This window comes from Kribbella sp. NPDC059898 (assembly GCF_042730855.1).
Taxonomy (GTDB): domain Bacteria; phylum Actinomycetota; class Actinomycetes; order Propionibacteriales; family Kribbellaceae; genus Kribbella.
The window spans coordinates 196,009-220,703 of record NZ_JBHWKR010000001.1; the positions used below are offsets into that span (position 1 = coordinate 196,009).

The following is a 24,695-nucleotide window of genomic DNA, read 5'->3' on the forward strand; positions in this document are numbered from 1 at the left end:
ATGTATCCCGAGATCGAGCCCTACGACCACGGCCTGCTCGATGCCGGTGACGGGCATCGCGTGTACTGGGAGGTCTGCGGGAACCCGGACGGGAAGCCGGCGCTCGTCGTGCACGGCGGGCCGGGGTCCGGGGCCGGGGCTTGGTGGCGGCGGTACTTCGATCCCGCCAGGTACCGGGTGGTGCTCGTCGACCAACGGAACTGCGGGCGCAGTACGCCGGACGCCGCCGAGCCTGAGGTGGATCTGCGGACGAACACCACTGCGCACCTGATCGCGGACTTCGAGCAGTTGCGGCGGATGCTCGGGATCGAGCGGTGGTTGTTGCTCGGGGCGTCCTGGGGTGCGACGCTCGGGCTCGCGTATGCCGAGCGGCACCCGGAGGTGATCTCGGAGGTCGTGCTGTTCAGCGTCACGAACACGACCCGCCGGGAGGTCGAGTGGATCACCCGCGAGATGGGCCGGATCTTCCCGGCGGAGTGGGCGCGGTTCCGGGACGGCGTACCGGAGGCGGAGCGGGACGGGAACCTCGCGCTCGCGTACAGCCGACTGCTGCACGATCCGGATCCCGCCGTACGCGAACAGGCCGCGAAGGACTGGTGCGCCTGGGAGGACACCCACGTGCGCACCCACCCGGACTGGCGGCCGGACCCACGGTACGACGACCCGGTACTGCGGCTGCGCCTCGCGCGGCTGGTCACGCACTACTGGGGACATGCGGCCTGGCTGGACGAGGACGCGCTGGTTCGGAACGCGGACAAGCTCGCGGGGATCCCAGGGGTGCTGATCCACGGCCGGCTCGACATCAGCAGTCCGGTGGAGGTCGCGTGGCGGATGGCGCAGACGTGGCCGGATGCGGACCTGCACTTGGTCGAACAGGAGGGTCACGGCGCGGGCGGAAGCACCACGCAGGAGTTGATTCTCGCGGCACTGGACCGGTTTGCCTTACGGTCCTGACCGGATTTCTGCACGTGCACCTAGGGCAAAGATTTGATCACTGATCTTTACAGCCGTCAAAGACGCGGGAACTCTTGTCTCCCATGGCTGCGCTTGATTCCTCCCCCGCCCCACCGCCCCGGTCGACCCGCCCGGACCTCGAGACCGGCTACACCCTCAGCCGGTCCGACATCGCGCACTTCGCCGAGCACGGATTCGTGAAGCTGAAGAACGTGCTCAGCGCCGAGACGATCGCGGAGTACGAGCCCGAGATCACCGGCAAGGTGATCGAGCTGAACACGCAGCACCTGCCGCTCGAGGAGCGGGACACCTACGGGAAGGCGTTCCTGCAGGTGTCGAACCTCTGGCAGGACAGCGAGCGGGTGCTGGAGTTCGTGTCGTCGCCGCGGCTGGCGCGGATCGCGGCGCAACTGCTCGGCGTGCAGTCGGTGCGGCTGTACCACGACCAGGCGCTCTACAAGGAGTCCGGCGGCGGCGTCACCCCGTGGCACGCGGACCAGTACTACTGGCCGTTCACGACCGACCGCTGCGTGACGATCTGGGTACCGCTGCAGGACACCCCGATGGAGATGGGGCCGTTGTCGTTCGCAGCCGGCAGCCAAGCGTTCGAGTTCGGGCGCGACCTGCCGATCAGCGACGAGTCCGAGCGGGTCCTGCAGGAGGCACTCGCCGAGCAGAACTTCACCGAGGTCTCCGAGCCGTACGAGCTCGGCGAGGTCAGCTACCACCTCGGCTGGACGTTCCACCACGCACCGCCGAACACCACCGGCATCCCGCGCCGGGTGATGACGGTCATCTACGTCGACGCCGCGATGGAGATCTCCGCACCGGTGAACGCGAACCAGGTCGCCGACCTGGCCACCTGGATGCCCGGCAACCAGCCCGGTGAGACCGTCTCCTCCCCGCTGAACCCGGTCGTGTACTGACCTCTGTACCTATTAGTATGTACGGCATGACCGAAGCGATCAGCCGTGTCGTCGTCCTCGACCAGCACCTGCCGGCCGCACTCCCCGTGCAGCGCGTCGAGGTACGGCGGATCACCATCGAGCCGCACACTGCCCTCGGCGCGCACGTCCACAACGGGCCCGTCTTCGGGAACATCGTGTCCGGGTCGGCGATCTACCAGCAGGGCGCCGACGACGAGCCGCGGGTACTGCACGCCGGCGACGTGTTCTACGAGCCGGCCGTCGACCGGATCAGCCGGTTCGACACCGCCGACGAGGGCGTCACGTTCCTCGCCTACTTCCCACTCACCGAGGGACAGGACGCGACACTCGACCTCGTCTAGGTGAGCGTCCGCTTCTGGGGGTAGATCGTCTCGCCGCGAGCCAGTTGATCGACGTACTGCGTGATGCGTTTCGCCCTGGTCTCGGGGCGTTTCGCGTCGTTCACCCGGAAGATGACCGCGAACCGATTCGCGCTGGTCAGGATGTCGAACATCGCCCGCGCCCGCGGTTCCGCGGCCAGTGCGGCGGCCAGGTCGTCGGGGACCTCGCGGGCGCTCGCACCGCCGTACGCCTTGTCCCAGCGGCCGTCGGCCTTCGCCCGCTCGACCTCGGCGCGGCCGGCGGCGTGCATCCGGCCGTCCTGTTCGAGGCGGGCGATCAGGTCGACGTTCCGCTTCGACCACATGCTGCGGGTGCGGCGCGGCGTGTACCGCTGGATGAACGTCTGCTCGTCGCGCCCGCGGCGTTGCCCGTCGATCCACCCGTGGCACAACGCCTCTTCGAGCGCCTCGTCGTACGTCAGGCTCGTCGGTGTCGTGACGTTCTTCTTCGCCAGCACGAGCCAGACACCGTCCGGCTCCCGGTGGTTCGCCCGCAACCAGTCGTGCCAGGCGGCCGCATCCACGACGATCAGTTCGGTACTCACGACGACGCCTCCCGGTAACGATCCGCGAGCTGGATCGCGGCATCCTTCAACTCCTGCGGGCCGATGAACTCCAGCTCGCACTCGAACATCCCGAACGTCGCGGCCAGCCCGGTCCACGACCAGCCGCTGAGCGCCAGCCGGCAGCTCGTCGGCGACAGTTCCTCGACGACCGCGCCGTACCCGGCCCACTGCGCGATATCGGACGCCTTCGCCTGCAAGATCGCCTCGCCCCGGCACGGGCTCTTGTCCTGCCCGCGGAACCGGCTGGAGATGAACGTCGCGATGTCCGGCGCGGGCAGTTCGCGCGGCGTGAACCGCGGACCGGTCGGCGTCTTCGGCGTCATCCGGTCGACCCGGAACGTCCGCCAGTCCTGGCGATCCAGGTCCCAGCCGACCAGGTACCAGCGCCCGCCCCAGGTCACCAGGTGGTGCGGCTCCACCTTGCGCGGCGGCGCCCACTCCCCTTCCGGCGTACCGGGTGCGGCGTAGTCGAACCGCAGTACCTCCTGCGCGCGGACCGCCATCCCGATCGCGATCAGCTGGTTCGAGTCCACCGTCGTACGGCGATGGGCGTACCGGTCGACCGTGGTGAGCTGCAGGGCGTCGACCCGCTGCCGCAACCGCGCGGGCATCACCTGGCGGACCGTGGCCAGCGCCCGGAGCGCGCCCTCCTCGATCCCGGTGACCGTGGTCGTTGCCGTCTGCAACGCGACCGCGACCGCGATCGCCTGGTCGTCGTCGAACAGCAGCGGCGGCAGCTCGGCGCCGGCGTCCAGGCGGTACCCGCCGTCGGGGCCTTTGGTCGCGCGAACCGGGTAGCCGAGATCGCGCAGCCGGTCGACGTCCCGGCGTACCGTCCGGGGGCTGACTTCGAGCCGGGAGGCGAGCAAGGCGCCGGGCCAGTCGCGCCGCGCCTGCAGCAGCGACAGCAGCGCGAGGAGGCGGGCGGAGGTTTCGGCCATGCACTCAGCCTGCCACGGGTAGCGGTCAGGTTCTGTCCGCTTCCGACAGGTGACCCAAACGAGCCACTGTCGCCACTGCGCCGTCCTCGTCGATGGATATCACCTACGGTAGCGCAGAGATCACTCACCGCCCCCGAAGGAGATCTGATGAGGCCCCGCCCCGCCTTGTTCGCCGCCTGACCTCGCTCGCGGTCGCAGCCCTCGCCGCCTCGAACGCCGTCGCGGCCCCCGCGCCGACCAAGGCTGACGCCACGGTGGTGGCGGCGACCGACACCGACGGCGACTCGTTGCCGGACGCCTGGGAGACCAACGGGTACGACGCGAACGGCGACGGTGTCGTGGACGTCGACCTGCCCGCGATGGGCGCGAACCCGAACAAGAAGGACCTGTTCGTCGAGATGGACTACATGTCCGGCCGGCTCGCCAGTACGGCGGCCCTGGACCGGATCGTGCAGGTGTTCGCGACCGCACCGGTGAGCAACCCGGACGGCAGCACCGGCATCACGATCCACCTCGACGCGGGCGCTGCGCGCGGGGCGAAGTACGACCTGGGCGGCGGCAACGAGGTCGCGTACGACGACGACCTGAACCCGTCGGCCACCCAGACGAACGTGATCAAGGCGGCGAACTTCGCCGCTGCCCGGAAGGCTGTCTTCCACTACATGCTCTGGGGCGACAGCTACGACGGCGGCTGCAGCAGCGGGCAGGCGTTCAACATCCCGAACGACACGTTCATCGTCACGGTCGGCCAGAGGTGCAACTGGAACGCGACCGACGACACCAACGTCGGCACGTTCGTGCACGAACTCGGGCACAACCTCGGGCTGCAGCACGGCGGCGCCGACGGGCTGAACTACAAGCCGAACTACCTGAGCGTGATGAACTACTCGTTCCAGCTCGGCGGTGTACTCAAGGCCGACGGCACCAAGTACTGGGGCTACTCGAACGTCCAGCCGACATCGATCAACGAGGCCCGGCCCGACGAGACGGTCGGCCTCGGCAGCCTGGGCGCCGGGTACCGGACCAGCTGGAAGTGCCCGGACGGCAAGACCCGGACCACGACCGGCGCCGCGAACCAGCCGATCGACTGGAACTGTGATGGTGACACCAACGACACCACCACGGCGGCCGACATCAACGGCGACAAGACCACGTCGGTGCTGATCGCACAGAACAACTGGGCGAACATCGTCTTCGGCGGCGGCGCGGTCGGCGGCGGCACCGAGCCACGCGCCAAGACCCCGGCGTCGGAGCTGAAGGAATTGACCCACGACGAGGCACTCGCCCTCCGCTGAGCCCACGCGAAGCCCTCGCATCTTCAGGTGGATGCGAGGGCTTCCGTGTGTTCAGACGTCCCACACTCCGGTCTTGGCAGTGGCCCGCGCCCAGTCGGTGAAGTCGCGGGCGGGGCGGCCGAGGACGCGTTCGACGCCGTCGGAGACGTACTCGGAGCGGTGGTTGCGGATCACCGTGAACAGGTCGCGGACGGCCTCGGCGTCCTCCGGTGGCAGGCCCTGCGCCCGCAGTTCGGCGACATGCGTCTCCGGGTCCAGGTCGACGTACTCGATCGGGCGGCCGGTCGCCGCGGTCAGTTCGCCGGCAATGTCGGTCATGGTCAGCACGCGCGGCCCGGAGATCGCGAGCACCTGCCCGGCGTACGACTCGTCGAGCAGGGCCGTGGTCATCACGTCGCCGACGTCGTCGGTGTCGATCCACGCCTCGCCGCCGGTCCCCGCGGACAGCCGGATCTGTCCGGCGAGTACGTCGTACCGCAGGAAGTCCTCGCTGAACCCCTGCGCGAACCACGCCGGCTGCACGATCGTCCAGTCCAGCCCGCTCGCCTGTACGACGCTCTCCAGCTCGAGCTGGCCGTCGTACACGGCGAAGTCCCGCCCCGGGCTGCCGACGCCGCGGCCGGACAGCAGCACCAGGCGCCGCAGCCCGTCCGCCTGCTGGATGAACTTGCCGGCCTGCGCGAGCCCGGTCGGCCCGACGGGCGGCGCGAGGTACGCCGTGGTCGTACCGCGGACCGCGTCCGGCCAGGTGCTCTCGTCGTACCAGTCGAACCGTTGCGCACTGGACCGCGACGCCAGCCGGTACGGGACGCCGCGGGCGTCGAGCTGGGCCGCGACGCGGCGGCCGGTCTTGCCCTTGCCACTGAGGATCAGGATCTCTGTCATGGCTCTAGTTCACCGGCCCGTGATGAGACAAACCATGGCTGTTCGCCGCAATAGGATGTTCGAAACGCTCAAGCTGTTCTAGGCTCGGGGTATGGACGTGCTCGACGAACTGCTCACCGGGACCCGCGCGCAGGACGGTGTGTTCAACATGACCATCCTGGATCTGCCGTGGGCGCTGGAGATCCGCGACCAGGCACCGCTGGCGCTCGCCACGATCGTCCGCGGCTCCGGCTGGCTGACGCGGGCCGGGGTCGAGCCGCAGCGGATGGAGCAGGGCGACGTCGCGATCGTCACCGGACCGGAGCCGTACGTCGTCGGCGACACGACCGCGACCACGCCGGTGCTGCGGATCCATCCCGGCGGGATCTGCGAACGGTTGCCTGGGGCACCTGTCGACTACTCGGCGCAGCTCGGGGTGCGGACCTTCGGCGGGCGGAAGTCCGGCGAGATCATGGTTGCTTCCGGCACCTATTCGGTGGCGGGCGACGTCAGCCGGCGGTTGGTGACCGCGCTGCCGCCGGTGCTCGTCGTACCGGCGGCGGAGGTTGCGGGGGCGGTGATGGACATGATCACCAGTGAGATCCAGCGGGATGTGCCGGGCCAGCAGACGGTGCTCGACCGGTGGCTCGACCTGGCGTTGATCACCACGTTGCGGGCATGGTTCGCGAGGCCGGAGTCCCACGCACCGGGGTGGTACCAGGCGCAGACGGATCCGGTAGCGGGTTCCGCGTTGCGCTTGCTGCACGAGGATCCGGCGCATCCGTGGAACGTGACCGAGCTGGCGGACCGGGTCGGGGTGTCACGCGCGTCGCTCGCCCGCCGGTTCACGGCCGTCGTCGGCGAGGCGCCGATGAGCTACCTGACCGGCTGGCGCATCACCCTCGCCGCCGACCAGCTCCGCTCCACCCGCGACACCGTGGAAACCATCGCCCGCCGCGTCGGCTACGCCAACGCCTTCGCCCTGAGCGTCGCCTTCAAACGAGTCCGCGGCATCACTCCGACCGACCATCGCCGGGCGGCGTGAAAGTCTCAACCGCCGGGTTCAACGATACGGTTGAGGCTCATGGGCCATCCCGACATTCCTCTGAGCCTTGACGAGCTGCGACAGCTCAGCCTGTGGACGGCGGAGTGCGCCGAGCGGGCGCTGCCGCTGGTGGACGATCCACGGCCGCGGGATGCGATCGCGGCTGTTCGCGCGTTCGCCTCCGGCGGTCCCCGGACGAAGGCGATCCGTACGACCGCGTTCGCAGCTCTCAAGGCGGCCGGTGAGCTGACCGATCCGGCCGCTGAGGCGGCTGCCCGCGCTGCGGTGGGGGCGGCAGGGTCGGCGTACCTGCATCCGTTTGCGGCGGCTACTCAGGTGAAGCACATCGTGGCGGCGGCGCAATATGCGGCGTACGCCGAGGAGTTGACGACCGGGGATCCGGGGGCGGCCGACGCCGTCGTACGGTGGGCGGTCGAGCGGGCTCCGGACGTGGTGCGCGACGTACTGGCGCGCTACCCGGACGGCACGCCCGGCCGGAGCCGGCTGGGCGAGCTACACCGGCAGATTGAAACCGCGCTCAGGCAACCGTCGACTTCATGAACGCGAGCGCCTGCGGCCACGCCAGCCGGAACGCGTCCGCGTTCACGTCCTTACCGTGCCGCGACTTGTCCGAGAACCCGTGGTCCGCCCCCGGGAAGTACTGCGCGAACGTCGCGCCCGTGGTCCGCGCCTGCAACACGGTCTGCAGCGTCTCGAAGTCCGCGTTCGGTACGGCGGTGTCCGCGCTCGGGTAGCTCACCAGCACCGGCGCGGTGATCCCGGCCGCCTCCGCGATCGCGTCGTACGTGTGGTGCGGCCGCCGGTCCGACGGCACCGTCGGGTGGAACGCCACGACGTTCGCCACCCGCTGGTCCCGCGCCCCGAGCAGAAACGCGAAACGACCCCCGAGGCACCAGCCGATCACGCCGACCTTGTCACACCCCAACTCATCGAACATGTAGTCCAGCAACGCCGACTGCTCCGCCAGCGCGGCGTCGTCGTCCATCTGCCGCAACATCCCGCTGAGCTCGTCGATGGTCGCGTTGTCCGTACTCCGCCCCTTGAACGGATCCCAGGCCAACGCGGTGATCCCCTCCCCGGCCAGCTCGTCGGCCCACGCCCGAAGCTGCTCACCGATCCCGGTGACCATCGGCAGCAACAACATCCCCGCCCGCCCGACCCGCGCCAGATACGCGCCCTGCTCCCCAACCGTCACCGTCACACCCATACCCAGATCCTAATGACACCGTCGGGTCGCACCGACCCACGTCTCGCGGACGACCTGGGGAGGATCTTGTGCCGATCCGGGCGGGAAATCCTCCCCAACCTCGTCACCGGGGGCACCGTGGCGCTCAGGTCACCTAGAACCTCAGTTGGTAGTTCTTAAATGCCAACGGTCTGGTGGTCGACCTCGATGACGCCGATTACTCGGTCGAGGTCCCGCGAGTACGGCTGGCCGATGTACTTCGTCGCGATCTGGTCGACCAGCGCCCAACCTTCGTCACCATCGATCCAGTTGACGACGCGGCCGCGGACGATGACCGGCTCGTACGGGTTGTCGACGGGCGCGAGAGAGAGCGCGACGCGGGGGTCGCGGCGGAGGTTGTGGGCCTTCTGAGAGTCGGGGCCGGTGAGGAAGATGATCTTGTCGTCGAGGGTGCTGACCCAGAGCGGGATCGAGTGCGGCGACCCGTCCGGCAGGACAGTTGCGAGGTGGGCGATCGACGTGCTCTCGACGGCGGCGCGTACGGCGGGCTTCAACATGGCAGGCTCCTTCAGCGAACGATTTCGTAGTGGAGGTGGGTGACGCCGGGGGCCGGCACGGCCTCCAGGAGGTTCAAGCGAATGTGATCAGGCAGCTCCTGGAAGAACGGCCGGCCACCGCCGAGCAGGATCGGAACCTGGTGCAGGATGAGCTCGTCGACCAGTCCGGCCCGCAGCGCCGCGGTGACGACACCACCGCCCATCAGTCCGACATCCTTCCCACCGGCCAGCTCACGCGCGGCGGCGACCGCGTCCTCGACCGTGTGCGCCAGGGTCTGCCGCTCGCTGATCTCGGCGACCGGTCCGTGGCTGAGCACGACCAGCGACGCGTTCGGGTGCGGGCTGTTGCCGCCGAACTGTCCGGAGTCGTCGTACGTCTTGTGCCCGGCGATCACCGCCCCGACCCGGGTGGCTGCGGCGTCGAACACCCGCGCACTCGGCGCGCTCAGCGTGAAACCGTCGAACGCCTGACTCGGGGTGTCCCCGTCGAAGTACCAGTCGAACAGCATCGGCGCGTCGCCGAGGCCGTGGTCCGGGCCGGAGCCGCGACCGGTGATGTATCCGTCGACCGAGACCGCCAGTGCGGCGAAGACCTTGCTCATCGTGCTGCCCTTCCATCCGGAGTTCCTTGAAGGAACGCTAACACGTTGAAGTTCCCTAAGGGAACTCCAAGCGCTAGACTGTTTTCATGCAGCGAACGGACTTCAGTGAGATGGCGTGCTCGATCGCGCGCACGCTGGACGTGATCGGCGAGCCGTGGTCGCCGCTGATCCTGCGCGACATCTGGGTCGGCTTCTCCCGGTTCGAGCAGCTCCAGGCCGACCTCGGGATCTCCCGCAAGGTGCTCACCGAGCGGCTCAACCACCTGGTCGACCGCGAGGTGATCGAGCGCCGGCCGTACGACGCGCGCCCGCGCTACGAGTACGTCCTGACCGACCGCGGCCGCGAGCTGGTCGACGTACTGATGGTGATGGTTGCCTGGGGCGACAAATGGCTGGCCGGTACGGCGTGCCCGCCGGTGCTGTACCGCCACCACGCGTGTGGCGAGATCAGCCACGTCGACCTGGTCTGCGCGCACTGCGGCAAGCCGATGCACGCGGACGACATCGACGTACTGCCGGGACCCGGCGCTAAGCGCAGTACCGCCTGAAGATCGCGAGGTTGCTGTCCACGCGCGCGATCCGGTCGAAGCCCCAGGTGTCGACGCCGGGCCGGTCCACGTCGTTCATCACCCGCGCCGCGAGGTCCCGCAGCCCACGGGCGAGCAGTGCGAACTCCAGGTGATTCGCGTCCAGATCGTCGGCGCCGTAAGCGTCAAGGAACTCCACGAGCGGCTCGCCGTCGGCCGCGACCCACAGGTCGTACTCGCGGGGTCCGATCACCGCGCTCTCCCAGTCGAGGATCGCCGCCACCGCACCGTCCGCGCCGATCAGCACGTTCAGCCCGTGGAAGTCCGTGTGGCAAACGACGTCCCGCACCGGCTTCAGCCGCGCCCGTACGTCGTCCAGCCGAGCGACCGTCGGCCAGTCGTCCCACGTCGCCGTACGGCCTTCTACATAAGGGAAAACGGCGTACGCGCGGGAGCCGCTGCGGGCGTACAACTCGCCGTCGATGGTGCGCAGCGGCTCGACGACCGGGAGACCGAGCGCGTGCAGCTCTCCCAGTTGCGTCAGGCCGAGCGGCTCCGAGCCGTCCTTCCACCGCTTCACGAACCACCGGCGGTCCGCCACCCAGCCTTCGGTGGCGAACCCGCCGGCGTGCGGCACGAGGTCGGCGACGGTCAGCCCGTAGTCGCGCAGGAGGTCCACTCCCGCATCAGATCACTTCTCCTGTGCGGCGAGCATCCGTAATACGGCGGCGTTGACCAGCACGAGGATCAGCACCGAGAAGATCAGCAGCGCGACCTGGGCCGGGAGCAGCGCGATGCCGAGGCCGATCGCGAGCACCGGGATCGCGAGCCCGGCGTACGCGATCAGGAACAGCGCCGCGAGCACCTCACCCCGCGACGACGGGTCCGCGAGCGCCGCGGCCGTGGCGACCGCACCCCGGAAGACCAGCCCGACACCCGCCCCCGCGACAATCCCACCGACGACGAACAGCCAAAGGTTCGGGAGCAGCCCGCCGACCGCGACACCGACCAGCCCGGCGCTCATCGCGACCAGCCCGAGCCGCAACTGCCGCGGCCGCGACATCCGCGCGAACACGACCTGACTCCCCGCCCCCGCGATGAAGACCGCGAACGTCACCACCCCGGCCAGCAACCGCGACGTGTGGTGCAGGACCCCGGCGAGGAACGTCGGCGCGAGCGACGTGAACAACCCGAAGATCGCGAACGCCGCGAACGCCCCGATCGCCGACGCGAAGAACAACGGCCGCGCGGCCGACGGCAGCGCGACCCGCTGCGGCCGGTACGCCGGACGCTCCTCCAGCCGCTCCACGGTCTCCGGAACCAACGCGATCCCGACCGCACTGAGCAGCAGCAACACCAGGAAGATCTCGTACGGGCGCTGCAGCGGCGCGTCGACGTACTGCGCGAGCAGCCCACCCACGAGCGGACCGAACGCCAGCCCGCCGAGGTTCACCATGCTCGAGATCAGCGCGGACCGGCTCGGATCCTCCCCCGGCCGCGCGATCTGCCGCAGCTCGGACAGGTGCGCCGTCGCGGTCGCCGTCAGTACGCCGACGCCGACACCGCAGACGAACCGCGCGATCAGCAGCCCGGGGACGGCCGGCCAGATCAGGAAGATCGCCGCGGACAGGGCTTCCGCGAGTACGGCGAGCAGCGCGACCCGCCGCCGCCCGAGCCAGTCGCTGACGTGACCGGCGAGGTACAGCGAGGCCATCACGCCGACCGCGTAGCTGGCGAAGATCACCGTGATCACGTACGTCGGGAACCCGTCGCGCTGCTGGTAGATCGCGTAGAGCGGAGTCGGGATCGTCGAGAAGGCCATCGTGGTGAGGAAGGCCGCGGCGATCACCCAGAACCCCGGAGCATGAGCGAACCGGATCCGTACGCCGGTCCGCGAAGACGTCATGGTGGACATGGTTCCAGGCTGCCGCGCCGCATCTATCGAGTCCAACGAAAGTTCTTGCATGCTCTTATCGGGAACTCCGATAATTGGGCCTGTGGACAGTCGTCAGCTGGAGTACTTCGTCGCGGTCGCCGAGGAGCTGAGCTTCACGCGCGCCGCGCAGCGGATGTTCACGGTCCAGTCCACGGTGTCGGCCGCCGTACGCGCGCTGGAGACCGATCTGAAGACCACGCTCTTCGACCGCTCGACGCGCCGGGTCGTGCTGTCGGCCGCCGGGCAGGCGCTGCTGCCCGAGGCGAAGGCCGCGCTGGAGGCGCTGGACCGGGCGCGCGCCGTGGTCGAGGAGGCCTCGACCGGTCTGCGCGGGAACATCCGGATCGGCACTCTCGCCCGGCTCAGCCTGGTCAACCTGGCGGAGCTGCTCGGTGCGTTCCACCGCGCGTACCCGCTGGTCGAGGTGCAGGTCGCCACCTCGCCGACCGGGTCCACCGGCCTCGCGGACGACGTACGGCACGGCCGGCTCGACGTCGCGCTGCTCGGCCTGCCGACGCCGGAGCTCAACGGGCTCGACGTCCGCGAGATCGCGACGGTCGACTTCGTCGCGCTGGTCCCGGCCGGGCACGACCTCGCCCGGCGGAAGGCGCTGCGCCTCGAGGACCTGGCCGGCGAGCGCTTCGTCGACATGCCGGGCGGCTTCGGGAACCGGAAGATGGTCGACCGGGCGTTCGAGGCGATCGGGCACCCGCGGCGGATCCAGGTCGAGGTACCGGAGCTGACCGCCATCCCGGATTACGTCCGGGCCGGGCTCGGGGTCGCGGTCGTCCCCGAGCCGGAGCTGACCGGTGAGCCCGGGGTCGCCAAGCTCCCGCTGAAGGGTGTGGACCTGACCTGGACGTTGTCCGTGGCAACCCTCGCCGGACGTCCGCCGAGCCGGGCGGTGACCGCGCTGCTCGACCTCGTCGGCCCGGACGGCCGGTACTTCTAGGTCTTGTTTCACCCGGGAATGTAAGTCGGGGGACGACCGTTGCAGCGAAGAGACACCCAAGACCTGGGGGCCTTTGCTACGGATCGTCCGGCACGTTCCTGCCGGCGAAGGAGAGGACGCGACATGGCAACTGTTTCGTTCAAGGGAGCCACCCGGGTGTACCCGGGCACCGACATTGCCGCGGTGGACAAGCTCGACCTGGACATCGAGGACGGCGAGTTCATGGTGCTCGTCGGCCCGTCGGGTTCCGGCAAGTCGACCGCGCTGCGGATGCTGGCCGGGCTCGAAGAAGTGAACGAGGGAGCAATCTTCATCGGCGACCGGGACGTCACCAACGCCCCGCCGAAGGAACGGGACATCGCGATGGTGTTCCAGAACTATGCGCTGTACCCGCACATGTCGGTGGCCGACAACATGGGCTTCGCCCTGAAGATGCAGGGCATCCACAAGGACGAGCGCGCTCAGCGCGTGCAGGACGCGGCCAAGCTGCTCGGTCTGGAGGAGTACCTCGACCGCAAGCCGAAGGCACTGTCCGGCGGCCAGCGTCAGCGGGTCGCGATGGGACGGGCCATCGTTCGTAATCCACAGGTCTTCCTGATGGACGAGCCACTGTCCAACCTCGACGCCAAGCTGCGCGTTCAGACGCGTACGCAGATCGCCGAACTGCAGCACCGCCTCGGCGTCACCACCGTCTACGTCACCCACGACCAGGTGGAGGCCATGACCATGGGCGACCGCGTGGCCGTGCTGAAGGACGGCGTACTGCAGCAGGTCGACACCCCGCTGAACCTCTACGACCGGCCGCGGAACAAGTTCGTCGCGGGCTTCATCGGCTCGCCGGCGATGAACCTCATCACCGCGGAGATCACCGACGGCGGCGCGATGATCGGCGACTTCCTGGTCCCGATCTCCCGCGAGCTGCTGGCCAAGGCCGGTGACGACAAGACCCTGACGATCGGTGTCCGCCCGGAGGCGTTGCACCTGGCCGACAAGGGCCTGCCGGTGAAGGTCTCGGTGATCGAGGAGCTCGGCTCGGACGCGTTCCTGTACGGCTCCGCCGACCACGCGGAGAACCAGCAGATCATCGCCCGGATCGGCACCCGGCTGCACAACGACAAGGGCGTCGAGGTCTACCTGGCGCCGGACCCGGAGAAGCTGCACCTGTTCTCCACCTCGACCGAGGAGCGCCTCGTAGTCTGATCCCGTGGGCCACTGGGAGAAGCAAGCACCAGGAGTGATGGAGCTGCCGTCGGGCCGGCTCGTCCGCGGACGCGGTCTGCGGCAGGGCCCGGCGGCAGCGCCGTTCCCGACGTACGGCGTGTATCTGCTCGGCAAGGAACCGCCGGACGTGCCGTGGGAGGCACACTGGGTGAAGTGGCCCGACTTCCGGCTGCCCGTGGATCGTCCACAGGCGCTGGCGGCATTCCGCGAGGCCCTGGAGCGGACCGCGACCGGACGGGTCGAGCTGGTCTGCAACGGCGGCCGCGGCCGGACCGGTACGGCGCTCGCGTGCCTCGCCGTACTGGATGGTGTGCCGGCTGATCAGGCGGTCGACTACGTGCGGGAGCACTACGACAAGCACGCGGTGGAAACACCGTGGCAGCGCCGGTACGTGCTAAATCTCTTGACCGAGGCGTGACGGATCGCGTTGGGTCGAGGTGTGACGATCGAGCGAAGCAACCCCGAAGGGCTGCATGCCACGCCCGGATATCACCACGTGACGCGGGTCCAGGCGGACGCCCTGGTGTTCCTGGCCGGGCAGTGCCCGTTGCAGCCCTCCGGCGAGCTTGCTCCGGGCGGTCTCGCAGGGCAGACCGCGCAGGTGATCGCCAACATCCTCACCGCTCTGAAGGCCGTCGGCGCGACGCCTGACCAGGTCGTTCGCACAGTCATCTACGTCGCCAGCTCCGAGCGGTCCGAGTTGAGTGCGGTGTGGACGCAACTGAACGAGTCACCCCTGGCGCCGGCCTTCACGACCGCGAGCACCCTGCTCGGCGTTGCCCAGCTCGGGTTCCCGGGGCAGGTCGTCGAGGTCGACGTCACCGCGGCTCTGTGATCGTCCCCGCGGAGGTCGTGGACTACGACCCGCGCTGGCCATTGTGGTTCGCGGCGATCCGCGGGCGGTTGGCGCCGTACCTGGCCGAGGTCTCGCACCGGATCGAGCACGTCGGGAGCACCGCCGTCCCCGGCCTGGCGGCGAAGCCGATCATCGACGTGGACATCGTCGTACCGTCCGCCGGCCTGGTCCCGACCGCGGTCGCGCGACTGGCCGCGGCCGGGTACGTCCACGAGGGTGACCAGGGGATCGCCGGTCGCGAGGCGTTCGCACTGCCGCCCGATGCCGTGCACTACCACCACCTGTACGTCGTTGTCGACGGCAACAAAGCGCACCGGGACCACGTGCTGCTCCGCGATCATCTGCGCGCGGACGCCGCGGACCGGGAGCGGTACGCCGCCCGCAAACGCGAGCTGGCGCACCTGCTCACCACCGATCGCGGCGCGTATGTCACCGGCAAGGGCGCGTTGGTCGAGGAGATGATCGCTAGAGCTGGTGGTTCGCCCACAGCCGGCGGTCCGGGTCGTACCGGCGCCTGAGCTCGACCAGCCGGTCGTAGTCGTCGTACGCCTCGGCGACCTCTTCGGGTGCGAGCTTGTCGAAGGTGAAGTTGAGGGCACGACCAATAGTCGCGTCCCGCCACGGGTCGAGTACCTCGGTCGCCGGCTCGCCGGTCCCGGGCGTCAGCACGGTCAGCGAGTACGCCGCGTCGCGGTGGCCGACGGCGTTCGGAATCTCCGGCCGGCGGGCGAGCGCGCCGCCGAGGTGCCGGATGCCGATCACGTGCATCCGCGGCGCGTCCGGTCCCGGTAGCGTCTTCAGGGCGTCGAGATCGGTGAGCAGCACGTTGCGCGAGGTGTAGGCGTCGGGGCGCTCCGGCTCCGCGAAGATCTGCCCGGAGTCGACGTACGGCAGGTCGCCGACCGTGTCCATCACGGGCGTCCCGATCGCCTTGAGCGGTGCGATCAGCTCCGCGCCGCGGTCGCCGAGGATCGCCACCTGAATCTGGCCGATGAACTTCCCGCGCAGCGGCGCCGGCACCTGCGGGAGGTCCGGGATCGGCAGGATCGCGATCGCCGAGGTCACCTCCTCCGGCACCGTCGGCGTCCACTCCCGCCACACCTCGGGCACCTCCGGGTAGTCGGCGAGATCGAAGTACAGGCTCCCGCCGAAGATCGTCGGCACCTCGAACAGGTCGATCTCGATCCCCGTCACCACCCCGAAGTTCCCGCCGCCGCCCCGGAGCGCCCAGAACAGGTCTGGGTCGTCCTCCGCGTTCCGCCGTACGCCGTCCGCGGTCACGACCTCGATCCGCCGGACGTGGTCCGCGGCGTACCCGAACCGCCGGGCCATCAACCCCAGTCCCCCGCCGAGCGTGTACGAGATCGCGCCGACGCCAGGCGCACTGCCGGACAACGGCGCCAGCCCGTACGGCGCGGTCGCGGCCAGCACGTCCCGCCAGGTCGCACCCGCCTCGATCCAGGCGGTCCTGTTCCCGGCGTCGACGGTCACGCCGTGGAAGCCGGACGTCGCGATCAGGACGTCGCCGTCGATCCCTTCGATCACCCCGTGCCCGGCCGCCTGCACCGCGATCCGCAGGTCATGGTCGACCGCGTACCGGACCGCCTCCTGCACCTCGTCCGCGCTCGTGACCGGGAAGATCACCGCCGGCCGGTGCGGATCCCGCCGCTGGAACCCGAGCCGCGCCTCGTCGTACCCCGTGCTTGTCGTCGTCAGCATCATGAAGATCACGCTAGAAGCCCTTGCGGACACATCTTGTCCGCAAGGGATCATGGGCGCATGAGAGACATGCCCGGCCGTCTGCTGCGGCTGTTGTCGCTGCTGCAGAGCCGCCGCGAGTGGTCCGGCCACGAGCTGGCAGACCGCCTCGGCGTCACCGAGCGCACGGTACGGCGGGACGTCGAGCGGCTGCGGGCGCTCGACTACCCGGTGACCGGCACGACCGGGACCGCGGGCGGATACCGCCTCGGCTCGGGTACGCACCTGCCGCCGCTGCAGCTGGACGACGACGAGGCGATCGCCGTCGCGGTGAGCCTGGTCGGCGCCGCCGGCGGCGGGGTGAGCGGGATGGCGGACAGTTCGATGAGCGCGCTGGCCAAGCTGGAGCAGGTCCTGCCCGCGCGGCTCCGGCCACAGCTCGCGGCGGTCGGATCGGCCGCGGAGGCGATCCCGCGACCCGGTCTCCCGCTGGTCGATCCGGGCGTGCTCGCCATACTCGCCCGTTGCTGCCGGAACCACGAGATCGTCGCGTTCGACTACGCCGGGCGCAGCCGGGAGCCGACGCGGCGTCGGGTCGAGCCGCACCAGCTGCTGACGCTGGCCTGGCGGTGGTACCTGCTCGCGTTCGACCCGGACCGGGACGACTGGCGGACGTTCCGCGTCGACCGGATCTCCTCGGCGGCTTCGGTCCTGCACCGGTTCACGCCGCGGGTGGTGGACGGGCCGACGTACCTGGTCGAGTCGTTCGTGTCGGCGCAGTACCAGCACAGCGTCGAGGTGACCGTCGAGGCGCCGGCCGCCGAGGTCACCTCGACGTTCGAAGGGGTGGTTCGCGGGATCGTGACACCGGTCGACGAGTCGTCCTGCACGGTCCGCTTCAGCGCCGACACCCCGGGCATGCTCCTCACCCAGGTGGCCGCCCTGGCCGCGCTCGGCCCGCTCACCGTCGACCAGGCGACCCCGGAGACGGCCGCACTGATCAGCGAAGTCGGCAAACGGCTCGCCCGGGCGTTTGCGCTAGGCAACGATCAGACCGACTCCGAGGGTCAGGACGCCGACGGCGAGTGACGCCGCTCCGAGCCAGAGGATCCAGAGGAACTGGTTCGGCGTGGTCCGGTCCTTGCCGGCCGACGAGGCGAAGAAGCCGCCGGACATCAGGATCGCCGCGACCGGGATCGCCAGCCGCGCGACCCACAGCCAGAACCCGCTCAGCCCGGTCTGGTCGACGTACAGCAGGCCGACCAGGCTGAGGATCACGAGGACGCCGGCGTGCGCGTGACCCGCGCGGGCGAAGGACTTCTGGAAGTCGGTCATCGGCACCTGACCGCGGACGATCCGGGTCATGAAGTAGCCGCCGAACTGGATTGTCACGATCGTGAGCAGGATGACGCCGGCGATGGTGCGGGACGGATCGGTCATGCGAACACGCGCTCCTTGACTGGTGTGGTGGTGGCCGACCGCGCGACCCAGAGCGCGACGGCGAGGTAGAGGATCTGTTCGGGAATGCGCTGCCACAGCGGCTCCGCGGGCGCTCCGGCGAAGGGCACGTGGTCGATCGCGGCGTAGATGTTGGCCGGCAACAGCCCGACGAACAGCGCTGCCAGCGCGTAGCCGCCCGGTTTGCGGGTCGCGGTGATCACCAGGCCTGCGGCGCCGAGCAGTTCGAGTACGCCGGTCAGGTAGACGAGCGCGTCGGCGTACGGCAGGAACGGCGGGACCATCCGCACCATGTCGGCGTGGTTCGGCATCACCGTCACGCTCGCCGGGACGAAGTGCGCGCTCGCGGTCAGCACGAGCATCACGGCCATCGCGTGCGCGGCGGCCACCGTGAAAGAGATCCTCGAATCACTCGACGCGGACACTGAGCCACTACACGAACAGATCGGTCGCGCCCACCGCGCACTCACCCCGACCCGCCGGTTGTCCGCGACCGACGAGGCCCGCGACGCCGCGACCGCTCAGGTCACCAAGCTGATCCACGACCGCGGCTGGACGGTCGATCCCGAAGCGCCCGCTCTGGCGACTTTGATCGACACCATCGCAGCCTTCCGCAGCCTCGGGCAGGACAACCTGATCGCGCACCTCGACACCTACGCGGACTCCGTCGAGCGCTTCACCCGCTTCGAGATCGACGCCGTCACCAGCAACCCCACGCGCGACCAGTTGGCCGAGTCGGTCGTGATCGGCACGATCCTCGGCGAGACGCTGATCGCGTCACTCCGGCTGCTCGCCCAGGAATCGATCTCGGCCGAGCGCTGGAGGGACCGCTAACAGTCGCCAAGGAGGCCGGGGAGCAGCTTGGCCATGGCGTTCTGCAGGGCGCGCCCTTCGTCGTCGGTCAGCGGGTCGAAGACCAGTTTGCGGACCAGTTCGACGTGGCCGGGCGCGGCCTTCACCAGCTCCGCGTAGCCGTCGGGCGTGAGGATCGCGTTCGTGAAGCGGCCGTCGTTCGGGTCGGGTTCGCGGCGTACCAGGCCGCGGTTCTCCAGCCGGCGGATCAGGTGTGACAGCCGGGAGAGCTCGGAGTTCGCCAGTACGGCGAGGTTGCTCAGCCGCATCGTGTGCTCGGGCTGGTCCGAGAGGCCGGCGAGGACGTAGTACTCCAGGAAGCTCAGGTTGGAATCGCGCTGGAGTTGCTCGCCGAGAGCGCTGGTGAGCAGCGCCATCGTGAGCTGCAGGGTCTTCCAGGTCTCGAGTTCGTCGTCCTGAAGCCAGCGCGTCCCACTCCCCATCCCTGCAGCATAGCCAGCTCCGCAGTGACTTGAATGTTCACGTCAATCGATCTATGGTCTTACTTGAAGTTTCAAGTCATCCCTTCCTCGAACTCGAAGGAGTCGTCGCGATGAGCGACCTGAAGATCGCGGTCATCCTCGGCAGCACCCGCCCCGGCCGCAACGGCAAGGCGGTCGCCGACTGGGTCCTCACCCAGGCGCAGCAGCGGAGCGGCGCGACCTATGAACTGGTCGACCTGCTCGACCACCCGCTGCCGCACCTGGACGAGGCGATCCCGCCGTCGACCGGGCAGTACGCCGGGGAACACACGAAGGCCTGGGCCGCGACGATCGCGGCGTACGACGGGTTCGTCTTCGTCACGCCGGAGTACAACCACTCGACGTCCGGCGTACTCAAGAACGCGATCGACTACCTGTACGGCGAGTGGAACAACAAGGCCGCCGGCTTCGTGTCGTACGGCTCGCTCGGCGGGGCGCGGGCGATCGAGCACCTGCGCGCGATCAGCGCCGAGCTGCAGATCGCCGACGTACGCCAGCAGCTGTCGTTCTCGCTGTTCACCGACTTCGAGAACTTCAGCACCTTCACGCCTGGACCGCAGTACGCCGACCAGGCCGCAGTGCTGTTCGACCAGCTCGAGTCGTGGGCCGGTGCGCTGCAGCAGGTCCGCGTCGGTGAGCCGGTGGCAGCGTGAACATCGCCGCCTGGATCGTCGCCGGCGTACTCGCCGCACTGTTCCTCATGTCCGGCGTGATGAAGGTCCCCGCCACCAAGGCGGCCCTGGCCGCGAACCCGCGGATGGGCTGGGCGGCGCCGTTCCCGATCGAGCTGATCAAGTTCATCGGCGTCGCCGAGATCGCGGGCGCCGTCGGCCTGATCCTCCCCCGCGCCTTCGACATCGCGCCCTGGCTCACCCCGGTCGCAGCGGTCGGCCTGGCCGTCACGATGCTCGGCGCGATCATCACCCACGCGCGCCGCTCGGAGTACTCGAGCGTCGCGATGAACGTCGTACTGCTCGCCCTGTCGGTCTTCGTCGCGGTGGCCCGCTTCTGACATCTGTACCCTTGTGGGTACGTAACCGATTGGGTACGCTGCACCGCATGGATGCGGTGCTGCACGCGCTGGCCGACGAGAGCCGGCGCACGATGCTCGAGATCCTTCGGGACCACCAGGCGACGGCCGGGGAACTGGCCGACGCGCTGCCGATCGCCCGGCCCGGCGTCTCCCGGCACCTGCGGGTGCTGCGAGAGGCCGGGCTGGTCGACGTACGGCAGGAGGCGCAGCGGCGGATCTACCGCCTGCGCCCCGAGGCGCTCGTCGAGGTGGACGAATGGCTGGACGGCTATCGCGCGCTCTGGCGGAACCGGCTGGACGCGCTGCACACCGAGATCGCCCGGGGAAAGAAGGAGCGGAAGTGAACCTGATCGGGACCATGCGGGCACTCGACGAGACCCGTGGAGCGGTGCGCGTCGAGGACGTGTACGACACAGACATCGACGACCTCTGGGCGTCGTGTACGACGCCGGACCGGCTCGCGCGCTGGATCGCCCAGGTGTCGGGTGAACTCCGGGTGGGCGGCACGGTCCAGCTCGTCTTCACCAGCAGCTGGAACGGTGCGGCACGGATCGAGGTCTGCGAGCCGCCACGCCACCTGCTGATCACGTCGGAGCCGGGCGCCGACGACGAGGGACAGCTCGAGGCGTGGCTGACCGCGGAGGGGTCGCGGACCAGACTGGTCGTCGAGGAGCGCGGGCTGCCGGTCGACAAACTCCACTACTACGGAGCGGGCTGGCAGGCCCACCTCGAGGACCTCGGGCGGTCCCTTGCCCTGGGTGGCGCGGCACACGAAGATGGCTGGTCGGGCGAGCGGCCCGCCCCGGCTTGGCACGAACGCTGGACCGAGCTGACCGCGGCGTACGAAGACACGAAGGTCGACTGATGTCGGACCGGATCCAGTTCAACGGCGTCACCGTGAACGCCCCCGACGCCATGGCCCTCGCGACCTTCTACGCCGAGCTCACCCGCGGCGTCGCGAAGGGCGACGAACACTGGGCGATGGCCACCGGCGACGGCGGCAGCATCGGCTTCCAGCAGGTCACCGACTTCCGCCCACCCGACTGGCCGGACGGCGACATCCCGATGCAGATGCACCTCGAGTTCTACGTAGACGACCTCGAAGCCACCGAACGCCGCGCCCTGGCGGCCGGCGCCACCCGCTTCACCTACCAACCAAACGCAGACCACTGCTTCGTGTACGCCGACCCAGCCGGCCACCCCTTCTGCCTCTCCACCTGGGCCGAACCCGAACTCGGCTAACCGTCGTGGGCCATGTCCACGAACCGTGAGTAATGCCCCTGAAACGCCACAACCACATCCGCAGTCGGCCCGTTCCGGTGCTTGGCCACAATAAAGTCCGCCTCACCGGGCCGGGTCGACTCCCGCTCGTACGCATCCTCCCGATGCAACAGAAGAACGACGTCAGCATCCTGTTCCAAGGAATTATGAAGAGAAATTCCATTAGCTACGAAATTGTGGGTTCCGAGAACTGTGGCGTCGAAAACTTCCCGCTCACCCAGCGATTCAATCGACGTAATTGTGTCCCAGAAGATGTCGTTCGTTGCGAGTAACTCGAGGTCAGCGACGTCCAGAATTGTCGCAACATCGGCGAGCCGTTGACGAGTGGGCGCTCCAGCGAACAGGCGGCTCACGTTACGTCGCCCAAGTGCAGCGCCGAGCGCGACAGTCGTCACTCCACGATCGCGCATTGCCACCTTGACCCGATCCCAGACCTCAATCGGGACCGTGTCCAGCTTCGGCGCAGCCTTGATGCTCAGCAGATGACCGCTCACCTCCGTCACCTTGGCGGCCCGCATGCCATGAACACCAATCTCGTCACAGAACCGCCGCTGATTCTCCACACCGTCGATTTTCAGATGATATGAGTCCCGGTAACCCGCCTTCTTGGCGACGTAAATACGGCTGAAGATGTTGTGGCGGAGGAGGAGGCGGGCCAGGTCGTCGACGAGTCGGCGGCTGGTGCTCGCGTAGTAGATGCGTGCCTGGCCCACCTTGTCGTCCCAGCGGACCGAGCCGTCGGTCGCCCAGAGGTGGCGGATGAAGTGCGCCACCTGATCCTTCGGAAGGCCGAACACGCCGTCCGGGAGAAACTTCTCGTGGCTGCGCAGACCGAACAGTCCGAGGTCGTCCAGCCAGGCGGCGATCGGGTTGCGCTTGCCACGCGCCAGCCGGTACGGCGCGGGCAGGCGCAAGGTGGTGACGCGCGCGGCGGCGTACTCGTCGCGAACCGCGGTGATGCCGAAGCGCCGCTGGGCCGCCTCGGACACCGCGGTCAGGTTGGCCTCGTCGATGCTCGCGTAACGGATCGGCTGGCGCTTCACGAACGAGCCGTCGCCGAGCAGGTGAGCGAGCAGGGTGAGCTCGTCTGCGTCCCACGGCTTGATGTCGAGCGGCGGTGGCACGTGGCGGAGCGACCCCAACCGGGCGCCGGGTGACAGCTCGCCCAGCGGCTTCCACCCGTTGTAGGTCAAGAACGGGTGGTTCGCGGTGGCCTTGACCTCTCGGCCGGAGGCGAGCTTGACCCGGAAGACTTCCTTCACGCCGCTGGGGAAGGCGTGGGTGAGAGTGCGCGGCACCAGCTTCAGCCGATCGTCCAGCGACCAGACCGGGATGTCCCGAACATCGTCGGCGAGCAACTCGCCGAGGGTGATCTCCGCGCCGGTGTCCGCCCGCAGTAACCGGGTGTCCGCGGTCAGGCAGCCCGATTCACGGAGGTCGGAGGCCATGGGGCGTTTGTCGGAGCGTTGTTCGGAGCCTCGGTTCAGCTGGCAGATGGCGACGACGGGGAGCTCGAGTTCTTTGGCGAGGAGCTTGATGGAGCGGGAGAACTCGGAGACTTCGAGCTGGCGGGACTCGACCTTCTTGCCGGACGTCATCAGCTGCAGGTAGTCGATGATGATCAGCTTCAGGTCGTGGCGCTGTTTCAGCCGGCGGGCCTTGGCGCGGATCTCCATCATGGTGAGGTTCGGCGAGTCGTCGATGAACAGCGGCGCCTCGGAGACCTCGCCCATCTTGCGGGCCAGGCGGGCCCAGTCCTCGTCGGTCATCTTGCCGTTGCGCATGTGGTGCAGCGGCACCTTCGCCTCGGCGGAGAGCAGTCGCATGGTGATCTCGTTACGGCTCATCTCCAGCGAGAAGATGCACGAGGTCAGGCCGTGCTTGATCGAGCAGGAGCGGGCGAAGTCCAGGCCCAGCGTGGAGTTGTGGGTCGGGATCATCGTCTTGCCGGCCAGGTACAGGTGGTCGGCGTTGTCGACCTCGACGCAGCGCACCGGGACGCTGGCCACCGGGTCGACCCACTCGAGCCGCCGCTCCCCCTCGCCGGTCAGCGCGGCCGGGTAGCCGTGCCCGGTGATCTGTCGCGGCGCCGACCCCGGGATCGACGGTGTCAGTCCGGGACTCGCCGACATCGCCGTGTAGAGGTCTTCGGTCGTACAGATCACCGGGCGGCCGCCGTCCTCGACCAGCCACTGGTGCTCGGCGTCGGCGACGATCATGCTGCCGTCCGAGAACGACAGCCGGAAGCACGGCCGGTCCACCATCACCTCGGTCGCCGCGACCACTGTGGTCGGCAACCCGTCGGCGTCCAGCAGCTGGTCGCCGACCGCGACCTCGGCCATCGTGGTCCAGCCGGCCGGCGTCGGCAGCGGGGTGTCGAGCGCGAGCGCCTTACCCATCGCGGGCCGAGCGGCGACGATGATCATCTGGCCGGGGTGCAGCCCGTTGGTCAGCTCGTCCAGGTCGGTGAACCCGGTCGGCACGCCGACCATCGCGTCACCACGGGAGTCGATCGCCTCGATCTCGTCGAGGGTGCCCTCCATGATGTCCTTCAACGGCGCGTAGTCCTCGGCGGTGCGCTTCTCGGTGACCGAGTAGATCTCCGCCTGCGCCTCGTCGACGACGTCGTCGACCTCGCCCTCACCGGCATACCCGAGCTGGACGATCTTCGTACCGGCCTCGACCAGGCGGCGGAGGATCGCCTTCTCCCGGACGATGTGTGCGTAGTACGACGCGTTCGCCGCGAGCGGGACGGACGCGACCAGCGTGTGCACGTACGGCGCGCCGCCGATCCGGGTCATCTCGCCGCGCTTGTTGAGCTCGGCGGCGACGGTGATCGCGTCGGCCGGCTCGCCCCGCGCATACAGGTCGGTGATCGCGTCGAAGACCACCTCGTGCGCCGGCCGGTAGAAGTCGGTGCTGCGCAGGTTCTCGATCACGTCCGCGATCGCGTCCTTGCTCAGCATCATCGCGCCGAGCACGCACTGCTCGGCCGCGAGATCCTGTGGCGGCGTGCGATCGAAGCCCATCGCCGGACTGCG

32 protein-coding genes are annotated in these 24,695 nt (G+C 69.1%); 19 read left to right on the plus strand and 13 right to left on the minus strand.

Going from position 1 to position 24,695, the window contains the following annotated elements; translation table 11 throughout:
* From pip to ACFV9C_RS00970, 3 genes are all read left to right on the plus strand, one after another.
* On the plus strand, positions 1–954 hold the full coding sequence (gene pip, locus ACFV9C_RS00960; protein WP_380189658.1) for a prolyl aminopeptidase: 954 nt from the start codon (positions 1–3) through the stop codon (positions 952–954).
* Positions 955–1,037: 83 nt separating this feature from the next.
* Positions 1,038–1,880, plus strand: a complete 843-nt coding sequence (locus ACFV9C_RS00965) for a phytanoyl-CoA dioxygenase family protein (protein ID WP_380189660.1) — start codon at positions 1,038–1,040, stop codon at positions 1,878–1,880.
* A gap of 26 nt (positions 1,881–1,906) precedes the next feature.
* Complete coding sequence (locus ACFV9C_RS00970) at positions 1,907–2,242, plus strand: cupin domain-containing protein (protein ID WP_380189662.1); 336 nt, start codon at positions 1,907–1,909, stop codon at positions 2,240–2,242.
* Here ACFV9C_RS00970 and ACFV9C_RS00975 read toward each other — a convergent pair.
* Positions 2,239–2,826 (minus strand): YdeI family protein, encoded by a 588-nt coding sequence (locus ACFV9C_RS00975; protein WP_380189664.1) that lies wholly within the window; start codon positions 2,824–2,826, stop codon positions 2,239–2,241. The genes ACFV9C_RS00970 and ACFV9C_RS00975 overlap by 4 nt on opposite strands.
* The gene (locus ACFV9C_RS00980; RefSeq protein ID WP_380189666.1) at positions 2,823–3,788 is read right to left on the minus strand and encodes a helix-turn-helix transcriptional regulator; all 966 of its coding nucleotides are present in this window, start codon (positions 3,786–3,788) and stop codon (positions 2,823–2,825) included. The genes ACFV9C_RS00975 and ACFV9C_RS00980 overlap by 4 nt, the downstream gene beginning before the upstream one ends.
* Before the next feature lie 92 nt (positions 3,789–3,880).
* Here ACFV9C_RS00980 and ACFV9C_RS00985 point away from each other — a divergent pair, with 92 nt between their 5' ends.
* Positions 3,881–5,083 carry a zinc-dependent metalloprotease family protein gene (locus ACFV9C_RS00985; RefSeq protein WP_380189668.1) on the plus strand — a complete coding sequence of 401 codons (1,203 nt, stop codon included), beginning with the start codon at positions 3,881–3,883 and terminating at the stop codon, positions 5,081–5,083.
* Between the two features lie 51 nt (positions 5,084–5,134).
* Here ACFV9C_RS00985 and ACFV9C_RS00990 read toward each other — a convergent pair whose 3' ends face one another.
* Positions 5,135–5,968, minus strand: coding sequence for an NAD(P)H-binding protein (locus ACFV9C_RS00990; RefSeq protein WP_380189670.1), 834 nt, complete (start codon positions 5,966–5,968; stop codon positions 5,135–5,137).
* 91 nt (positions 5,969–6,059) lie between these two features.
* Here ACFV9C_RS00990 and ACFV9C_RS00995 point away from each other — a divergent pair, with 91 nt between their 5' ends.
* A complete protein-coding gene (locus tag ACFV9C_RS00995) occupies positions 6,060–6,992 on the plus strand; it encodes an AraC family transcriptional regulator (RefSeq protein ID WP_380189672.1) in 933 nt (310 codons plus the stop codon).
* 39 nt (positions 6,993–7,031) lie between these two features.
* Positions 7,032–7,553, plus strand: coding sequence for a putative immunity protein (locus ACFV9C_RS01000; RefSeq protein ID WP_380189674.1), 522 nt, complete (start codon positions 7,032–7,034; stop codon positions 7,551–7,553).
* Here the strand turns inward: ACFV9C_RS01000 and ACFV9C_RS01005 are convergent.
* From ACFV9C_RS01005 to ACFV9C_RS01015, 3 genes are all read right to left on the minus strand, one after another.
* On the minus strand, positions 7,531–8,220 hold the full coding sequence (locus ACFV9C_RS01005; protein WP_380189676.1) for a dienelactone hydrolase family protein: 690 nt from the start codon (positions 8,218–8,220) through the stop codon (positions 7,531–7,533). The two genes, ACFV9C_RS01000 and ACFV9C_RS01005, sit on opposite strands and share 23 nt — an antisense overlap.
* A 155-nt stretch (positions 8,221–8,375) precedes the next feature.
* Positions 8,376–8,756 carry a TIGR03618 family F420-dependent PPOX class oxidoreductase gene (locus ACFV9C_RS01010; RefSeq protein ID WP_380189678.1) on the minus strand — a complete coding sequence of 127 codons (381 nt, stop codon included), beginning with the start codon at positions 8,754–8,756 and terminating at the stop codon, positions 8,376–8,378.
* A gap of 11 nt (positions 8,757–8,767) precedes the next feature.
* A complete protein-coding gene (locus ACFV9C_RS01015; RefSeq protein WP_380189680.1) occupies positions 8,768–9,358 on the minus strand; it encodes a dihydrofolate reductase family protein in 591 nt (196 codons plus the stop codon).
* A gap of 86 nt (positions 9,359–9,444) precedes the next feature.
* Between ACFV9C_RS01015 and ACFV9C_RS01020 the strand changes: the two genes are divergently transcribed.
* Positions 9,445–9,906, plus strand: coding sequence for a winged helix-turn-helix transcriptional regulator (locus ACFV9C_RS01020; RefSeq protein WP_380189682.1), 462 nt, complete (start codon positions 9,445–9,447; stop codon positions 9,904–9,906).
* On the opposite strand, the gene ACFV9C_RS01025 is transcribed toward ACFV9C_RS01020, so the two are convergent.
* Positions 9,887–10,564: a phosphotransferase enzyme family protein gene (locus tag ACFV9C_RS01025; RefSeq protein WP_380189684.1), complete on the minus strand. Its 678-nt coding sequence runs from the start codon at positions 10,562–10,564 to the stop codon at positions 9,887–9,889. The two genes, ACFV9C_RS01020 and ACFV9C_RS01025, sit on opposite strands and share 20 nt — an antisense overlap.
* 12 nt (positions 10,565–10,576) lie before the next feature.
* Positions 10,577–11,791, minus strand: a complete 1,215-nt coding sequence (locus ACFV9C_RS01030; protein ID WP_380189686.1) for an MFS transporter — start codon at positions 11,789–11,791, stop codon at positions 10,577–10,579.
* Positions 11,792–11,882: 91 nt separating this feature from the next.
* Between ACFV9C_RS01030 and ACFV9C_RS01035 the strand changes: the two genes are divergently transcribed.
* The 5 genes from ACFV9C_RS01035 (at position 11,883) to ACFV9C_RS01055 (ending at position 15,368) form a co-directional block, all read left to right on the plus strand.
* Positions 11,883–12,773, plus strand: a complete 891-nt coding sequence (locus ACFV9C_RS01035) for a LysR family transcriptional regulator (protein ID WP_380189688.1) — start codon at positions 11,883–11,885, stop codon at positions 12,771–12,773.
* 123 nt (positions 12,774–12,896) lie between these two features.
* Positions 12,897–13,973: an ABC transporter ATP-binding protein gene (locus ACFV9C_RS01040; protein ID WP_380189690.1), complete on the plus strand. Its 1,077-nt coding sequence runs from the start codon at positions 12,897–12,899 to the stop codon at positions 13,971–13,973.
* A 4-nt stretch (positions 13,974–13,977) separates the two neighbouring features.
* Complete coding sequence (locus ACFV9C_RS01045) at positions 13,978–14,412, plus strand: protein-tyrosine phosphatase family protein (protein ID WP_380189692.1); 435 nt, start codon at positions 13,978–13,980, stop codon at positions 14,410–14,412.
* Positions 14,413–14,433: 21 nt separating this feature from the next.
* Positions 14,434–14,829, plus strand: coding sequence for a RidA family protein (locus tag ACFV9C_RS01050; protein ID WP_380189694.1), 396 nt, complete (start codon positions 14,434–14,436; stop codon positions 14,827–14,829).
* On the plus strand, positions 14,826–15,368 hold the full coding sequence (locus tag ACFV9C_RS01055; RefSeq protein WP_380189696.1) for a GrpB family protein: 543 nt from the start codon (positions 14,826–14,828) through the stop codon (positions 15,366–15,368). Before ACFV9C_RS01050 ends, ACFV9C_RS01055 begins: the two co-directional genes overlap by 4 nt.
* Here ACFV9C_RS01055 and ACFV9C_RS01060 read toward each other — a convergent pair.
* Positions 15,316–16,572: an FAD-binding oxidoreductase gene (locus ACFV9C_RS01060; RefSeq protein WP_380189697.1), complete on the minus strand. Its 1,257-nt coding sequence runs from the start codon at positions 16,570–16,572 to the stop codon at positions 15,316–15,318. The two genes, ACFV9C_RS01055 and ACFV9C_RS01060, sit on opposite strands and share 53 nt — an antisense overlap.
* A 57-nt stretch (positions 16,573–16,629) precedes the next feature.
* Here ACFV9C_RS01060 and ACFV9C_RS01065 point away from each other — a divergent pair, with 57 nt between their 5' ends.
* On the plus strand, positions 16,630–17,637 hold the full coding sequence (locus ACFV9C_RS01065; RefSeq protein ID WP_380189699.1) for a helix-turn-helix transcriptional regulator: 1,008 nt from the start codon (positions 16,630–16,632) through the stop codon (positions 17,635–17,637).
* Here the strand turns inward: ACFV9C_RS01065 and ACFV9C_RS01070 are convergent.
* Positions 17,587–17,988, minus strand: a complete 402-nt coding sequence (locus ACFV9C_RS01070) for a hypothetical protein (RefSeq protein ID WP_380189702.1) — start codon at positions 17,986–17,988, stop codon at positions 17,587–17,589. The genes ACFV9C_RS01065 and ACFV9C_RS01070 overlap by 51 nt on opposite strands.
* A complete protein-coding gene (locus ACFV9C_RS01075; protein WP_380189704.1) occupies positions 17,985–18,317 on the minus strand; it encodes a hypothetical protein in 333 nt (110 codons plus the stop codon). The genes ACFV9C_RS01070 and ACFV9C_RS01075 overlap by 4 nt, the downstream gene beginning before the upstream one ends.
* Between ACFV9C_RS01075 and ACFV9C_RS01080 the strand changes: the two genes are divergently transcribed.
* Positions 18,298–18,840 (plus strand): hypothetical protein, encoded by a 543-nt coding sequence (locus ACFV9C_RS01080; RefSeq protein WP_380189706.1) that lies wholly within the window; start codon positions 18,298–18,300, stop codon positions 18,838–18,840. The two genes, ACFV9C_RS01075 and ACFV9C_RS01080, sit on opposite strands and share 20 nt — an antisense overlap.
* Here the strand turns inward: ACFV9C_RS01080 and ACFV9C_RS01085 are convergent.
* A complete protein-coding gene (locus tag ACFV9C_RS01085; RefSeq protein ID WP_380189708.1) occupies positions 18,837–19,301 on the minus strand; it encodes a MarR family winged helix-turn-helix transcriptional regulator in 465 nt (154 codons plus the stop codon). The genes ACFV9C_RS01080 and ACFV9C_RS01085 overlap by 4 nt on opposite strands.
* A gap of 110 nt (positions 19,302–19,411) precedes the next feature.
* Between ACFV9C_RS01085 and ACFV9C_RS01090 the strand changes: the two genes are divergently transcribed.
* Genes ACFV9C_RS01090 through ACFV9C_RS01110 form a run of 5 tightly spaced genes read left to right on the plus strand, consistent with a single transcriptional unit; the run spans position 19,412 to position 21,615 of the window.
* Positions 19,412–19,993: an NADPH-dependent FMN reductase gene (locus ACFV9C_RS01090; protein WP_380189710.1), complete on the plus strand. Its 582-nt coding sequence runs from the start codon at positions 19,412–19,414 to the stop codon at positions 19,991–19,993.
* The gene (locus ACFV9C_RS01095) at positions 19,990–20,352 is read left to right on the plus strand and encodes a DoxX family protein (protein WP_380189712.1); all 363 of its coding nucleotides are present in this window, start codon (positions 19,990–19,992) and stop codon (positions 20,350–20,352) included. Before ACFV9C_RS01090 ends, ACFV9C_RS01095 begins: the two co-directional genes overlap by 4 nt.
* 47 nt (positions 20,353–20,399) lie before the next feature.
* Positions 20,400–20,717 carry an ArsR/SmtB family transcription factor gene (locus ACFV9C_RS01100; RefSeq protein WP_380189714.1) on the plus strand — a complete coding sequence of 106 codons (318 nt, stop codon included), beginning with the start codon at positions 20,400–20,402 and terminating at the stop codon, positions 20,715–20,717.
* The gene (locus ACFV9C_RS01105) at positions 20,714–21,238 is read left to right on the plus strand and encodes an SRPBCC family protein (protein ID WP_380189716.1); all 525 of its coding nucleotides are present in this window, start codon (positions 20,714–20,716) and stop codon (positions 21,236–21,238) included. The genes ACFV9C_RS01100 and ACFV9C_RS01105 overlap by 4 nt, the downstream gene beginning before the upstream one ends.
* Positions 21,238–21,615: a VOC family protein gene (locus ACFV9C_RS01110; protein ID WP_380189717.1), complete on the plus strand. Its 378-nt coding sequence runs from the start codon at positions 21,238–21,240 to the stop codon at positions 21,613–21,615. The genes ACFV9C_RS01105 and ACFV9C_RS01110 overlap by 1 nt, the downstream gene beginning before the upstream one ends.
* Here the strand turns inward: ACFV9C_RS01110 and ACFV9C_RS01115 are convergent.
* Positions 21,612–24,683, minus strand: a complete 3,072-nt coding sequence (locus tag ACFV9C_RS01115; RefSeq protein WP_380190870.1) for a replicative DNA helicase — start codon at positions 24,681–24,683, stop codon at positions 21,612–21,614. The two genes, ACFV9C_RS01110 and ACFV9C_RS01115, sit on opposite strands and share 4 nt — an antisense overlap.
* Positions 24,684–24,695: the final 12 nt, after the last annotated feature.